14 protein-coding genes and 1 tRNA gene are annotated in these 13,905 nt (G+C 60.8%); 8 read left to right on the top strand and 7 right to left on the bottom strand.

Translation table 11 applies throughout. The features are described from left to right. Positions 1-113: 113 nt before the first annotated feature. Complete coding sequence (locus tag AC1DXU_RS28130) at positions 114-1,394, bottom strand: glutamate-5-semialdehyde dehydrogenase (RefSeq protein ID WP_477374263.1); 1,281 nt, start codon at positions 1,392-1,394, stop codon at positions 114-116. A gap of 78 nt (positions 1,395-1,472) precedes the next feature. On the opposite strand from AC1DXU_RS28130, the gene AC1DXU_RS28125 reads away from it, so the two are divergent. Then, on the top strand, positions 1,473-1,958 hold the full coding sequence (locus AC1DXU_RS28125) for a hypothetical protein (RefSeq protein ID WP_477374261.1): 486 nt from the start codon (positions 1,473-1,475) through the stop codon (positions 1,956-1,958). Positions 1,959-1,984: 26 nt separating this feature from the next. On the opposite strand, the gene proB is transcribed toward AC1DXU_RS28125, so the two are convergent. Further along, positions 1,985-3,112 (bottom strand): glutamate 5-kinase, encoded by a 1,128-nt coding sequence (proB, locus tag AC1DXU_RS28120; RefSeq protein WP_477374259.1) that lies wholly within the window; start codon positions 3,110-3,112, stop codon positions 1,985-1,987. Positions 3,113-3,114: 2 nt separating this feature from the next. Beyond that, positions 3,115-4,146 carry a GTPase ObgE gene (gene obgE, locus AC1DXU_RS28115; protein ID WP_477319964.1) on the bottom strand — a complete coding sequence of 344 codons (1,032 nt, stop codon included), beginning with the start codon at positions 4,144-4,146 and terminating at the stop codon, positions 3,115-3,117. 158 nt (positions 4,147-4,304) lie between these two features. Between obgE and AC1DXU_RS28110 the strand changes: the two genes are divergently transcribed. Further along, entirely contained in the window at positions 4,305-5,168 is an 864-nt protein-coding gene (locus tag AC1DXU_RS28110) for an endonuclease/exonuclease/phosphatase family protein (RefSeq protein ID WP_477374257.1), read from the top strand. 11 nt (positions 5,169-5,179) lie between these two features. Here the strand turns inward: AC1DXU_RS28110 and AC1DXU_RS28105 are convergent, their stop codons facing one another. From AC1DXU_RS28105 to AC1DXU_RS28090, 4 genes are all read right to left on the bottom strand, one after another. Beyond that, entirely contained in the window at positions 5,180-5,728 is a 549-nt protein-coding gene (locus AC1DXU_RS28105) for a GNAT family N-acetyltransferase (RefSeq protein ID WP_477374255.1), read from the bottom strand. Between the two features lie 6 nt (positions 5,729-5,734). Beyond that, the gene (locus tag AC1DXU_RS28100) at positions 5,735-6,322 is read right to left on the bottom strand and encodes a GNAT family N-acetyltransferase (protein WP_477374254.1); all 588 of its coding nucleotides are present in this window, start codon (positions 6,320-6,322) and stop codon (positions 5,735-5,737) included. A 119-nt stretch (positions 6,323-6,441) separates the two neighbouring features. Next, on the bottom strand, positions 6,442-6,711 hold the full coding sequence (gene rpmA, locus AC1DXU_RS28095; RefSeq protein ID WP_013529063.1) for a 50S ribosomal protein L27: 270 nt from the start codon (positions 6,709-6,711) through the stop codon (positions 6,442-6,444). Positions 6,712-6,812: 101 nt separating this feature from the next. Beyond that, entirely contained in the window at positions 6,813-7,493 is a 681-nt protein-coding gene (locus tag AC1DXU_RS28090) for a 50S ribosomal protein L21 (protein ID WP_477374252.1), read from the bottom strand. A gap of 371 nt (positions 7,494-7,864) precedes the next feature. Between AC1DXU_RS28090 and AC1DXU_RS28085 the strand changes: the two genes are divergently transcribed. The 6 genes from AC1DXU_RS28085 (at position 7,865) to AC1DXU_RS28060 (ending at position 13,792) form a co-directional block, all read left to right on the top strand. Beyond that, positions 7,865-7,954, top strand: a tRNA-Ser gene (locus AC1DXU_RS28085). Positions 7,955-8,416: 462 nt separating this feature from the next. Then, positions 8,417-9,127: a pentapeptide repeat-containing protein gene (locus AC1DXU_RS28080; RefSeq protein WP_477319972.1), complete on the top strand. Its 711-nt coding sequence runs from the start codon at positions 8,417-8,419 to the stop codon at positions 9,125-9,127. A 158-nt stretch (positions 9,128-9,285) separates the two neighbouring features. Continuing rightward, positions 9,286-9,825 carry a DnaJ domain-containing protein gene (locus tag AC1DXU_RS28075; RefSeq protein WP_477374250.1) on the top strand — a complete coding sequence of 180 codons (540 nt, stop codon included), beginning with the start codon at positions 9,286-9,288 and terminating at the stop codon, positions 9,823-9,825. Between the two features lie 331 nt (positions 9,826-10,156). Then, positions 10,157-10,408: a hypothetical protein gene (locus AC1DXU_RS28070; RefSeq protein WP_477374248.1), complete on the top strand. Its 252-nt coding sequence runs from the start codon at positions 10,157-10,159 to the stop codon at positions 10,406-10,408. A gap of 1,673 nt (positions 10,409-12,081) precedes the next feature. Next, the gene (locus AC1DXU_RS28065) at positions 12,082-12,294 is read left to right on the top strand and encodes a hypothetical protein (protein WP_477320285.1); all 213 of its coding nucleotides are present in this window, start codon (positions 12,082-12,084) and stop codon (positions 12,292-12,294) included. Between the two features lie 487 nt (positions 12,295-12,781). Beyond that, positions 12,782-13,792: a hydroxyacid dehydrogenase gene (locus AC1DXU_RS28060; protein WP_477374246.1), complete on the top strand. Its 1,011-nt coding sequence runs from the start codon at positions 12,782-12,784 to the stop codon at positions 13,790-13,792. Positions 13,793-13,905 lie beyond the last annotated feature (113 nt).

Raw genomic sequence — 13,905 nt, 5'->3', positions numbered from 1 at the left:
GGTCGATCTGCGAAGCGGAGCGGGGTGGGGGTATCGTAGAATTCAGCGTCGTTCCCCCACCCGGCTCGCTGCGCTCGCCACCCTCCCCACAAGGGGGAGGGTAAGACCAGCGCTCAAGGCCTCACCTGCCCCGACCCGCGCACGCGGTATTTGAACGAGGTCAGTTGCTCGACGCCGACCGGTCCGCGCGCATGCATCTTGCCGGTGGCGATGCCGATCTCGGCGCCCATGCCGAACTCGCCGCCATCGGCAAACTGCGTCGAGGCATTGTGCAGGAGGATCGCCGAATCGATCTCGTTGAAGAATCTTTCGACCGTTTTGGCATCTTCGGCGACGATCGCCTCGGTGTGATGCGAGGAGAACGTCTCGATATGCTCGATCGCGCCGGCAACGCCGTCGACCAGCTTCACCGCGAGGATGGCATCGAGATATTCGGTCACCCAGTCGAGATCGGTCGCCGGCTTGGCGTCAAAGAACAGTTTGAGCACCTCTTGATCGGCATGAATCTCGCAGCCCGCCGCGCGCAAGGCGTCGAGGATCGGCACCAGATGCGTCGAGGCAACGGCGCGGTCGACCAGCAAAGTCTCGGCGGCACCGCAGACGCCGGTGCGCCGCATCTTGGCGTTGACCGCGATCTGAACCGCCATGTCGAGCTTGGCCGAGCGGTCGATGTAGAGATGGCAGATGCCTTCGAGATGAGCAAACACCGGCACCCGGGCCTCGCTCTGCACGCGCTCGACCAGGCTCTTGCCGCCGCGCGGAATGATGACGTCGAGCGCACCGCCAAGACCTTTCAGCATCTCGCCAACGGCGGCGCGGTCGGTGGTCGGCACCAGTTGGATGGCGTCCTCAGGCAGCCCGGCGGCCTTCAGCCCCTCGACCAGGCAGGCATGGATGGCGGCAGACGAGTTGAGCGAATCCGAACCGCCGCGCAGGATCACCGGATTGCCGGCCTTGAGGCAGAGCGCACCGGCATCCGCCGTCACATTCGGCCGGCTCTCATAGATGACGCCGACGACGCCGAGCGGTGTGCGCACGCGTTCGATATGCAGGCCGTTGGGGCGATCCCAGGCGGCGATGACGTCGCCGACCGGGTCGCGCAATTCGGCGATTTCCCTGATGCCGTCGGCCATGGCGCGGATGCGCGCCGGATCGAGCTTCAGCCGGTCCATGAAGGAGGAGGACAAGCCCGATTCGTGGCCGTTCGAGACATCGATAGCGTTGGCGTCGAGAATCTCCTGCTCACGGGAAATGATCGCGTCGCCCATGGCAATGAGCGCGGCATTCTTGGCGGCGGTGGTGGCGATAGCCAACGGTCGGGCGGCGGCGCGGGCCTTGCGGCCCGTCCGTGCCATCAAACTGGCTACATCTTCGCCTTGGTGTTTGTTCAGCATCTGACCGCTCCGGTGAAGCTTGGTGGATTTACACGCGGCCGGCCTTCGCGGCAATGGCCGCAGATTTGAGGAAGCGGAATGAAGAGCGCGATAGTCCTCATTGCTCTGAGCGCGATGCTCGCATCGACTGGCCTTCGCGCCGCCGATTATTGCGACGACAAGATCGAGCCAAGCGAGAGCCCGGATGGCAAGGCCATGACCATGGTAAGTTCGATGATGTCCCTCGTACTCGCCGAGCGCTATTGCGGCGCGCCACCGACGCCGCTTTCCCAAATCTACATCGTAGTTGAGGAGGGACACGGATGTGGGCCGCGTGTGAGGCTTGAGGCAGAATTCAAGAAAAAGATGGAGGAGGAAAAAGCGACAGACGCAATGATGGCCGAGTCCGTCATGCACGACCTCATCGTAGATGGGACGGACCTCCCCCAAGCCGAAATAGATAGACGTGCCAAAGCTGTCATTGAAGGAGAGTTGGGAGGTTGCAGCGAACTTCTGAAGATGCAGCAGGACCTAGAGGATCGCTACCGCAACCCACCGAAATGGCCACGTGAACCTGCCCAGTAGCGCGCCTTGAATGGCGGGATCACATCTCAGTCGGCCGCGCCACTCACCACAAGGTCATCGCGGTGGATCATCGCCGAGCGCGCTTCGTAACCAAGCACAGTTTCGATTTCGGCCGTCTTCAGGCCTGCGATCCTCACCGCATCGGCGGCATCGTACGCAACCAGCCCGCGCGCGATCTCGCGGCCCTCGGGCGACAGGATCGCCACTGTGTCGCCGCGCGAGAAATTGCCGCTGACCAATTTGACGCCGGCCGGCAGCAGCGATTTGCCCGACAGCAGCGCACCGATGGCGCCGGCATCGACGGTCAGCCGTCCCGCCGGTTCGAGCTGGCCGGCGATCCAGGTCTTGTAGCCCTTGACCGGATTGGCGCTCGGCCGAAAGAAGGTCGCCCGCTCGCCGCGTTCGATCGCCATCAATGGCGACAGCCGCGTGCCAGCGGTGATGATCATGGCGGTGCCGGCGGCGGTGGCGATCTTGCCGGCGTCGAGTTTGGTCCGCATGCCACCGCGCGACAGTTCGGACGCCGCCGCCCCCGCCATCGCTTCGATGTCGGGCGTGATGCGGTCGACCACCGGAATGAACCTGGCATCAGGATCTCTGGCCGGCGGCGCCGTGTAGAGCCCGTCAATATCGGAGAGCAGCACCAAAAGGTCGGCACCCATCATCGTTGCCACCCGCGCCGCCAGCCGGTCATTGTCGCCATAGCGGATTTCGGAGGTCGCCACCGTGTCGTTCTCGTTGATGACCGGCACCGCCTTCATCTTGAGCAAGGTCGAGATCGTCGCCCGCGCGTTGAGGTAGCGGCGGCGCTCTTCGGTGTCACCCAGCGTCAAAAGGATCTGGCCCGATTTCAGGCCGCCCTTGCCGAGCGCATCCGACCAGGCGCCGGCCAAAGCGATCTGCCCGACGGCAGCGGCCGCCTGGCTCTCTTCCAGCTTCAGCGCCCGCTTGCCAAGGCCGAGAATGGTGCGGCCAAGCGCGATGGCGCCGGAGGACACGACGAGGATTTCGGCGCCGCCCTCAGCCAGCACAGCAATATCGTCGGCCAGCGACGCCAGCCAGTCGCGCTTCAGGCCGCTCGTGCGGTCGACGAGCAGCGCCGAGCCGATCTTGACGGTGATGCGCCGGTATTTTTTCAGCGACTGCGCAGCCATGCTTAGCGATCCCAGCGTGTCTCGACCGGGGCCGCGGTGGCGGCGCGGGCTTCGCCCACCACCGCCATCAGCGCACGCAGCACCGCCTCGACGCCTTCACCGGTGACGGCAGACAGCAGCATCGGCGCACGGCCGGCGGCACGCTTCAGCGCCGCGACCTTCTTCTTGCGTTCGGCGGCATCGAGAATGTCGACCTGCGAAAGCGCGACGATCTCGACCTTTTCGATCAGCCCGTTGCCATAGGCATCGAGTTCGGCGCGCACGGTCTTGTAGGCCTTGCCAGGGTTTTCCTCCTGCGCCGAGACCAGGTGCAGCAGCACGCGCGTGCGCTCGACATGGCCGAGAAAGCGGTCGCCGATGCCGACGCCTTCATGCGCGCCCTCGATCAGGCCGGGAATGTCGGCGATGACGAATTCGCGCGCATCGATGCGCGCGACGCCGAGGCCGGGATGCAGCGTGGTGAAGGGATAGTCGGCGATCTTCGGCTTGGCAGCGGTAACCGCCGCCAGAAAGGTCGACTTGCCGGCATTGGGCAGGCCGACCAGGCCGGCATCGGCGATCAGCTTGAGCCTGAGCCAGATGTTGAGCTCTTCGCCCGGCAGGCCGGGATTGGCGCGGCGCGGCGCCTGGTTGGTCGAGGTCTTGAAATGCTGGTTGCCGAAACCGCCATTGCCGCCCTTGGCGAGCAGATAGCGCTGGCCGACCACGGTCAGGTCGCAGATCAGCGTCTCATTGTCCTCGGCAAAGACCTGGGTTCCGGCCGGCACTTTCAGCGTCACGTCGGCGCCCTTAGCGCCGGTCATGTTGCGGCCCATGCCGTGAATGCCGGTCTTGGCCTTGAAATGCTGCTGGTAGCGATAGTCGATCAGCGTGTTCAGCCCGTTGACGGCCTCCAGCCAGACATCGCCGCCACGGCCGCCATCGCCGCCATCCGGCCCGCCGAATTCGATGAATTTTTCGCGCCTAAACGACACCGAACCGGCGCCGCCGTCGCCGGAGCGGATGTAAACTTTGGCTTGATCGAGAAATTTCATCGGATTTCGTAGTTTCTCTATTGGCCTTGCGGCATTGCTCTAACCCTCGGCACTGCTCTAAACCAAGGTGGGGCGAAGGGCGAGGCCGTTTTGCGACAACGGCGCCGCGTGATTTTTTGCGGCGCTGTTGCAATTTGCCCGGGCCGGGGAGATGTGGAATGCGGGTTGTAACCTACAACATCCAGTATGGCATCGGCCTCGATGGGCAATACGATGTCGGCCGCATCACCGACGCCGTGCGCGGCGCCGACGTGATTGCCCTGCAGGAGGTCACCCGCAACAACCCCAGGAACGGCAACCGTGACATGGTGGCCGAGATCGGCGAGGCGCTGCCCGAATATTTCGCCGCCTATGGCAGCAATTTCGAGGTCAATGTCGGCTCGCGCGTCGAGAACGGCCGGGCTGTCACCACAACCTTCCAGCTTGGCAACATGGTGCTGTCGAAAAGTCCCATTCATCTGTCGCGCAACCTGCTTTTGCCGCGCAGCCGCAGTTTCGAAGCGATGAACTTCCAGCGCGGCGCGCTGGAAGCGTTGATCGAGACGCCGCTCGGTTTCATCCGTTTCTACTCCACGCATCTCGACCATCGCAGCCCGGTCGAACGCACGAGCCAAATCCGTTTCCTGCGCCAGCGCCTGTTGAACTATGCGCTCGAGGGCGGCGGTCTCTCCGGCATTCCCGAGATCGGCCTGCCGGATCTGCCCTATCCCGAGGCCTTCATCGTGCTCGGCGACTTCAACATGCTGCCCGGATCGCCCGAATATGTCGAACTCGCCGGCCGCCCGGATCATGAGTTCGGCATGCCGCTGACCGCCGATCTCGCCGTCGACGTCGCCCAGCGCCTCGACACGCCCGGTCTCGTCACCTGGGTCGATCCCGAACGGCCGGACGATGTGAGCCGCCACAAACGCATCGACTATGTCTTCACCTCAGCCTCGCTCGCCGGATCGCTGAAGCGCCTGTGGGTCGACCGGCAAGCAGTCGGCTCCGACCATCTGCCGGTCTGGCTCGAGACGGCCTGACCGGCGATTGTTCATCTGGCCGCGTTTTTGTGGTCGACGATCGCCATCATGATCGTATTGAGGTATTGGCCGTCGATTTTGACCGCGTCGCGCTGCACACCCTCGGTGACAAACCCGACCTTGTCGTAAAGGGAGATGGCGCGGGCGTTGTCGGAATGCACGGAAAGCTCGATACGGACAAAGCCGATCTTGCTCGCTTCCACCAAGGCCGCATTGATAAGCCGCAGTCCCAGGCCACGTCCCCGATAGTCCGGTACAATTCCCATTCCAAGGGTGCCGCGATGAGCATGTATCTGCCGATCATGCCGCGAGATATCGCACCAACCGACAACCTCGCCACCGACAACGGCCACGAACCCTGGATCGCCTCTTTCGATGCGGTCCAATATGAATGTTCGGGTTTGATCGAGCGGCGGCGCTTCCAGGAAAGACAGGTACTTCCGCTCACGCGCAACGATGTCGAGCGCCTGGTGAAAACTCTCGACATCGCGCGGCGTTATCGGCGCAATCGTGACTGCTTCGATATCGTTGCTATGATCAGCCATCGGCTTGACCGGCATAAACCATCAAAAATGCACCCAGTTCCTGAGGCTGGTCCAGGTCTTGCGATCCAGCCGGTAGCGCTCGACCGGCACCTGGCCGGCGACGATCGAGTTCAGCATGCCCTGGCCGGCATACTGGAAGCCGCATTTGTGGATGACCCTGCGTGAAGCCGGATTGATGACCCGCGTCGAGGCATGCAGCACCTGGATCGTCGTCCTCTGGAAGGCGAGGTCGACCAGCGCGTGCGCGGCCTCTGTCGCATAGCCGCGCTTCCAGAAGGGTTCGCCGATCCAGTAGCCGAGTTCCAGCCCGCGATCGGTGGTGTTGAGGCCGGCGCAGCCGACGAAAGTGTCGGTTCCCGCCAGCGTCAAGGCAAAGGCGATTCCGGCCCGGCGCGAGGCCGTCATCGCCAGGAAGGTACGCGCCTCGGCCTCGCCATAGGGGTGCGGCATGCGGGCCAGCATTTCGGCGACATGACGGTTGTCGGCGAGTGCGGCCAGTTGGCCGATGTCACTTTCACGCGGTGCACGCATCACCAGCCGCTCGGTGGCTAGCACCGGGCAGTCTATCGCGTAACTTTCGTCGTCCGTGTCTTCCGCTTCGGCAACCATGTCAGTCCTCCAGGCACAAGAAAAAGGGGAGATGGAAAACCCATCTCCCCTGATCCATTTCCTGGCTTGGCCAGACACCGGTTCCCGAGATGGGTGCCGGTGTTCTCGTACGGAACCGGCTACTCCGCGGCTTTGGCGATCGGATTGACCGATACGTAGGTTCGGCCGTTGGCTTTTTTGTTGAAGGTGACTGCGCCAGTTTCGAGCGCAAAAAGGGTGTGATCCGTGCCCATGCCGACATTGACGCCGGGATGCCACGTGGTGCCGCGCTGACGAATGATGATGTTGCCCGGAATCACGGCTTCGCCGCCGAACTTCTTCACGCCCAGGCGCTTGGAATGCGAGTCGCGACCGTTGCGCGACGAGCCGCCAGCTTTCTTGTGTGCCATCTAACTAACTCCGATGCGCCCTCGAGGGCGCTTGAATGGTCTTATGAACGCGTTCGCGTTCCGTTTCAAGTCCGATCCGGCGATCGTTTCGCCGGTTCGTTTTACTTCTTCGCCAGTTCCTTGGCCTGCTCGCGCCAGTCGCTGATCTGCTCGGCGCTGAACGGCATATGCTCGTCGATCTTGGCGACATCCTTGTCCGACAGCTTGGCCAGCTGCGCGAAGGTGATGATGCCCTGCTCGGCAAGGTCCTTGGCGGCGACCGGGCCGATGCCCTTGATCACGGTCAGGTCGTCCGGCTCGCCCTTCGGCGCCTTGAACAGCGGCGCGGCGACGGCTTCAGCAGCCTCGACCTTGGCTTCCTTCTTGGCCTTGGCCTCCTTCGGCGCGGCCTCGGCCTTCGCCTCGGGGGCAATTTCTGCCTTGGCCTTGGCCTCAGCCTTCACGGCGGCCTTCTTCGTCGGCTTGGCGCCACCCAGCAGGATCTCGGCGATCCGCACGGTGGTCAGAAGCTGGCGGTGGCCGATCTTGCGGCGCGAATTCTGCCGGCGGCGCTTCTTGAAAGCGATGACGGTGCGGTTCTTGCCCTGCTCGACGACTTCCGCCGTGACCAGAGCGCCATCGACGAACGGTGCGCCGAAGGTGACATTCTCGCCCTCGCCATGGGCGAGAACATGGCCGATTTCGACGATATCGCCGACATTGGCTTCGAGTTTTTCGATCTTCAGGAGATCGTTGGCGGCAACGCGATACTGCTTACCGCCCGTTTTAATGACTGCGAACATTTTTTGCCTTTCGCTGTTCGGTCGGCCTTGATGAACCGCGTTGGCGGTTCGGCCGTCTTTTTGTCAGTCTGCGGGTTCAAAAAACAAGCGGCGCGGAAGAACCCTCCACGCCGATTGCGCGCTGTCCCTAACCGAAGGTTGCGGTGAAGTCAAGGCAATCGGCCAGGACAAGCGCCTCTGCGCCGGCTGTTTGCGGCTGTACACCATCCACGTCCCGCAATCGCCCCCAAAACGGTAAGGCGCCGGACGTTCGCACCCCTCGGAAACGGTGCTGTGCCGAAGAAGCCGGATAACAGGCAGATTGGGCCTTGTAACCTGCCGATGCAGCCGTTATCTAGTGCGCCGCGCCGGCAACGGCCGACCATGACCGCGGAGAGGTGGCAGAGTGGTCGAATGCACCGCACTCGAAATGCGGCATGGGTGCAAGCCCATCGGGGGTTCGAATCCCTCCCTCTCCGCCATTCTTCCGATGCCCTCCTAACTAATTGATTTTGCTTCGCCATTTACGGCGCGGCCTGATGCTGGTGCCCCACGGCGGTGCCCCACCAAATTATTTTCCGGGCTTTCCCCCACGTTTTCTTGGCTGCACGTTATGGCCCCTCAGTGAACTGGCAATTGTGCACCCAACATGATCGTTCTGCCGTTCCACCACGCTTACCGCAACAACTTCGGAATGATCCCTGTGCGCACTCAAGACGATTTCATGCTCGTCTCGCCGTCGCACTACGACCCTGAGCGCTACCCGCCGGGCTCTTGCATTCAATAGGTCCGACGCCCACCATTTTAGCCCGCTGCCTCAACGGTGGCGGGCTGTTCATTTGGCGGTGGGGACTAGCGGGATTAGCGGGCAAAACGCCGTCGCTTTCGAGTGTCAGCAGATGTGGTAAGGTTGATTGTCGGCGAGTAGCAGAGGTCCAGCGACAATGACTTTGAGACGAACCAGAGCTTACGGCGCATCCGGCTTGGTTCTAGCGGTTTGCATTGTATTTGCTTGGCAGAACGCCGCTGCCGCTCAAGATTGCGACGCAGCGGCGACGCCAGGCGTCAATTGGCAGGACTGTGACAAAAAGCTTCTCATCCTAAAAGGACAGGACCTGAGCGGGGCGAACCTGTTTGGTGTTGATTTCACTTCGACCGACCTAAGGAACAGCAATCTCCTTGGGGCAAATTTTGAGAAGGCAACGCTTGTGCGTGCTTCCCTGGCCGACTCGACCGCCAAGGGCGCCCGGTTCGACAAAATCGAGGCTTACAGGACCGACTTCAGCCGTATGGACGCGCAGGGCGCTGTGTTTACGAGCGCGGAAGTGCAGCGCTCGAATTTCCAGGACGCCAATCTGACCAATGCTGATTTCACAAAGGCGGAATTGGGGCGAGCGCAGTTCCATGACGCCGATATCAGCGGCAGCCGCTTTTCGTTTGCCAATCTCGCGCGGGCGGACTTCCGAGGAGCGACGTTCACCGCGCCGATAGACTTTGACAGCGCTTTTTTCTTTCTGACCCGTATCGAGGGCCTCGATCTTTCCGATTCGGCGGGTCTGTCCCAGTGGCAGCTCAACATGGCTTGCGGAGACGCCCGGACCGAGTTGCCTTCTGGCTTGACGAGGCCTGAAGATTGGCCCTGTAGCGAGCCATAGGCTCGGCGCCGTGTCGCTGCCGAGGCCGAAATCGTCAAGCGCGCCCTTGCTGGGGCGAAGCCTGCGGTGCTGGTGGAGGTGATTAACCCTTTACTAATGATTAATTTGCCGTGCCGTTCGGCGAGTGCTTTTATAATAGCGCTGGAGGGAGCACCGCTTTGTTCGTTGACTACTACGAGCTTTTAGAAGTCAGCCGAAACGCCAACTCAGAAACGATAGAGCGCGTGTTTCGCTATTTTGCCATGCGCTATCATCCCGACAACCAGAATACCGGGGACGAAGCGCGCTTCAGCGAAATCGTCGAGGCACATGATACGCTCAAAGATCCCGTCAAGCGCGCGCAATATGACATTCACTACAATGAGCAGCTGAATATACATCGCGAGCTGACCCAGGAAGCCACCGACACCAAAGGCATCGAACGCGATAGCGTCATCCAGGCTAAAGTTCTCTCGTTGCTGTATGTAAAACGTCGAAAGGATGTCAACGATTCGGGCATTGGCGACGTGGAAATCGAACGATTGTCAGGCTGCCCTCGGGAACATCTGGAGTTTCATATCTGGTATATGAAAGCAAAAGGCTGGATTTCGAGGATCGAAAACGGAACCATTGCGATCACCATTGAAGGCATAGATCGCGCGAACTCCGAATATCCTCGTAGGGCTGCGGTGACCAGACTACTGGATCACGCTCATTAGGGCGGCCCTGGGCACCCGACCAACGCACGTTCTTCCTGATATACGGCGGCTCGGAAAGATGCATTGGTTGCGATCGAGCGTGCTTTGGTCTCGGCCGGCGTCGAGTTCATCGCCGAGAATGGCGGCGGCGCCGGGGGTTAGGCTGAGGAAGAAATAGACGCAAAGCGCGCGTTTGCCACCGGCCTATGTTAGGGGCACATTGTAGACGGGGCTTGGGGGCTTCACCCGTCTCTCGATTCCAGCTTCGGCGAGCGTCGGGCGCTCACCGTTGGGTCGAAAACGGCCCCGCCGAGGCGTTGCACCCTGCCCGATCAAGCGAAGGAGGTGGAACATGAGAAAGGCATTACTGACAATTTTGACCGTCTTAATTGTAAGCGCCATGACCTTTCCGCAACCGGCTATGGCCAAGGGGAAGGGCCTCAGGAAGCAATTGCAGATAGCAGCCGACGAAGCAGCCATAGCAAACGGCACTGCTACTCCCGAGCAAAAGGCCAGGGACGCCAAGCGCAAGAAGAGACACGCCGAGCTTGAAGCTATCCGAGCCAAATTGCACTCTGGCAGCGACCCAAACAAAGACGATTGACGAAGCACTCTGCCGGTCGAGCAGCCTCACCAAGCGCGTTCTTGCCGGCTGCTAGCGCTTCTTCGACTTTGGCGCGATCTCCTCGATCTGCACCTTGACTCCGTCCTGGGCCATCGCCAGTTCTTGCGCCCCCTGTCGCTGTATCTGGTCGGCTTTTGCGGTCTATCGCCTGCTGGTGTGGGCCGGGTTGATGGCGGCATAGCTTAGCGCGATCACACCATAGGCGCTGTCGGCCGCGTCTGTTAGCTTATTGGACAGCGGAGGTGAATAGCCGCTTGACTGACAACGGCCCGCTGCCAGGGGCATGGCAGCGGGTTGTTTAGCATTACCTAACGTAAGAACGTGTCTTGCACGTTTCACGAACGGAAAGTGGTCCCGCTATATCGAGTTATGCCGGGCCTCGTCCAATAGGCGTAGCTCGGCAACTGAGATGACGTCGGCGCCGACGCCCCGACCATAAGCTCCCGCGCGAGGAGTCCACTTGCGCTCGCCTTCAGGTTGCGCGACTATTCCCTTGGGGATGGACGGAGGGGATCAAATGACGGCCGGAAAAAGGGCAATAGCTCTCGAGAAAAGGACAATAGCTCTCCAGAAATGGAATGTAGCTATGAGCGAAGAAATGGGCCAAGTTGTCTTGCTCATGTTCCCGACAGCAGGTGAACCATTCCCGATCGTCCTTAGCATTGATCAGGCAACAAAGTTGGGCCACGATTTACAATCGCCCAAGTTCATACCCAAACCAACTGTCCAATAGGCCTCCAGGCTGCGCCTTGCATTTGCTACCTCTCTACCTCGCCGCCATCACTGCATCCATGTTCGCTGGCGCCGTCTGGCGTTACAGGCAGCGCGACATGGTCGGCATGGCCGCTGCCTCCTAATGGCCGGCATGGGCACCTATATGCTGTTGCGCTAGCGCCTTGGAGGCGGTGGCGGCTAAGAGCAATCCAAATCGAAAACTCTTTGGAACGGCTTGCCGCGACGCTGCGTTGATCTCGATAGGAGATCACAACGATGTCAGCGCCAAAAGAAGATTATCGAACCAACAGAGCCGACTACGTGATTGCTGCGAGGCATGCCCGAGCGACCACAGAGGATAAGCTGGCTAGAAAAGAGAAATCCCTGTTCCTAAAAGATCGGCGATCCGCCAGATTGGCTGCAAACCCATCGGAAAGCTCGCCAGAAGCGAAAGCCAGGCCGCGCGGGTCTTTCCGACCTCAGCCTTCCTGAAATTTCGCCTGCGCTTCTCCGGGATTCGCCATGATCGTCTCGAATGGGCAAGCCACGTCAAGATGCTCTTTCAGGACTTGCTCGACCACGAGCCAGACGAGAGCATTATCAGCCGGATCATCGGGCGGTAGGTTTCCTTAATATCCGCGCTTCGCGCAACAGCGACGACCAATTGTAGGGGCCAAGGAAGCCGATAAGCTCGCGTGCTTGTGCTTCGGTGATGCCTGTCTCTTTGACCAAGCGCTGAACTGCAACGGTTACAGCGCTCGGCGGTATTTCGGTCATGCCAACGGCGCAACGTGCCAACGGGCTTCCAGTTCCGCAGATAAATGACTCGCCAAACCGCCGCCAAAGCGTAGAGTTAGATTGTCGCTCAGTCTGCACGGCAACGAGCGCTTGGAAGTCAACTCAGGTGCTCCCGCCTTTAATGAACGCGGGAGGCTGGCGTGGACCAAGTTCAACACAATTACGTTTCCGCCTTTGATTGCGACATCATTCGCGAAGCTTTTAGAAAATCCGTCATCGAAGAGAATATCCCTGAAGACAAATGGCGGTCGGTTGCCGCGCGTTTGATCAGCGAGTTTACCGACAGCGATGATGTCGATTCAGACTTACTGGATTGGATTTTGCGGAAGGTAGCCGGCGCTACCCAGCCGTAGGGGGCCGCACCGGTCCTGTCCCGTTCCATCGAATGAACGGCGCATCCTTGCCGGTGATATCCTTGACCGTCTTCAGCATGGCCCCATGGGCTTCCTGAAGCGCTCGGAAGTGATCGCAGCCAGGCGACAGCAGCGGCTGGACAACGCTCCTGTGCAGCGCTTCGGCTGCCACGAGAAAGCGCTCGATTTCAGTCTCTGATAGCTGCTTGGAAAGCTTGGTCCTGGCCATGGTAGCGAACTCCGTTTGAGGGGATCGCCGCAACGGGAGGATTATATTCCTGATGTCGGGGAAATTGCCAAGGGCTTCCGCGATCAGCCGCGAGTGGCCTAACCATCGCTATGCGACGTTGGATGGCAACATCTATGTACCGATCCTGCATTTGGCCGTAACGTATGCCTTGGCTAGGTAGAGGTGCCCCAAGCGGATTGAAATCGGCAGAAACTTTTTCGCCGGGGTATTTCGAGAGGCAAATTGAGGGGAACCATCATGAGCAATCAAGGTTTGCTCAACGTTCTCGCGTTCGAACGCTACGACCCAACAGACGCCTCGCTTGGCTGGCTGCGCGAGCGTGGGGTCAACGTCATTTTCGGCAACGCGCTCTGGGAAATGCCGTTCAAACGCTTCACCGAGGATGAGCTGATCGACAAGGCGCGCGGATGCGTCGCCTTGATGGGGGCAAGTGGCACGCGCATCACCAGGCGCGTCATGCAGGCGCTTCCGGATCTGCGCTACATCTCCAAATACGGCATTGGCGTTGACAGCATCGACATCGACGCTGCCACCGAGCACGGCATTCTGGTTTCCAGCACGCCCAACGATTTTCAGATATTCACGGTCAGCGAGCACGCCGTCGCCCTCATGCTGGCAGTGGCGAAACAACTTGGCACATGGACGCCCGAGTTCATGCGGAGTGGCGGATGGCGAGGCCTGACCCATGGCGCGACGTTGCGCGGCGCCACCGTCGGCATCCTTGGCCTCGGCCGCATCGGCCGCGGCGTGGCGCAACGGCTGTCGGGCTGGGAGGCCCGCATCCTCGCCTATGATCCCTTCCTGAAGGAAGTGCCTCTAGGCATCGAACTCGTCGAGTTCTCCACACTTGTCGAGCAATCCGACTTCCTGACGCTGCACGCAACGCCGAGTCCTGATAACCATCACATCCTGAACGCCGCCGCGTTCGCGAAGATGAAACCGTCGGCAATCGTGGTTAACACCGGGCGCGGATCGCTTATCGACTACACCGCCCTGCGGGCAGCGCTAGCCAACAAGCAGATCGCTGGTGCGGCCCTCGACGTGTTCGACCAGGAGCCGCCGAAGACCGACGACCCATTGTTTTTGCTACCCAATGTTTTGTGCACACCGCATGTAGCGGCTTGGACGACAGAAGGAACCCAAGCAATCGGCTGGCATGCGGCCAAGAACCTGTGGGCGATGATGAGCGGGGAAGGACGCGCTGATATCGTCAACCCGCAAGCCAGACAGCGCTTGAGAGCAGTGTAGTAAGCCGCGCTACGATGGCTCGTCCTAGAAATCCTGCAGCGAGGCATGCCGCAGGTCATCCTCGCCCCGTAGGTGCTTCACACGGCCAATCAGCCCCGGCTTGACCCATTGCG

This window comes from Mesorhizobium sp. P3_A10, from assembly GCF_056403175.1.
The sequence above is the reverse complement of the archived record's forward strand: the minus strand, read 5'-3'. Positions and strand labels throughout refer to the sequence as shown.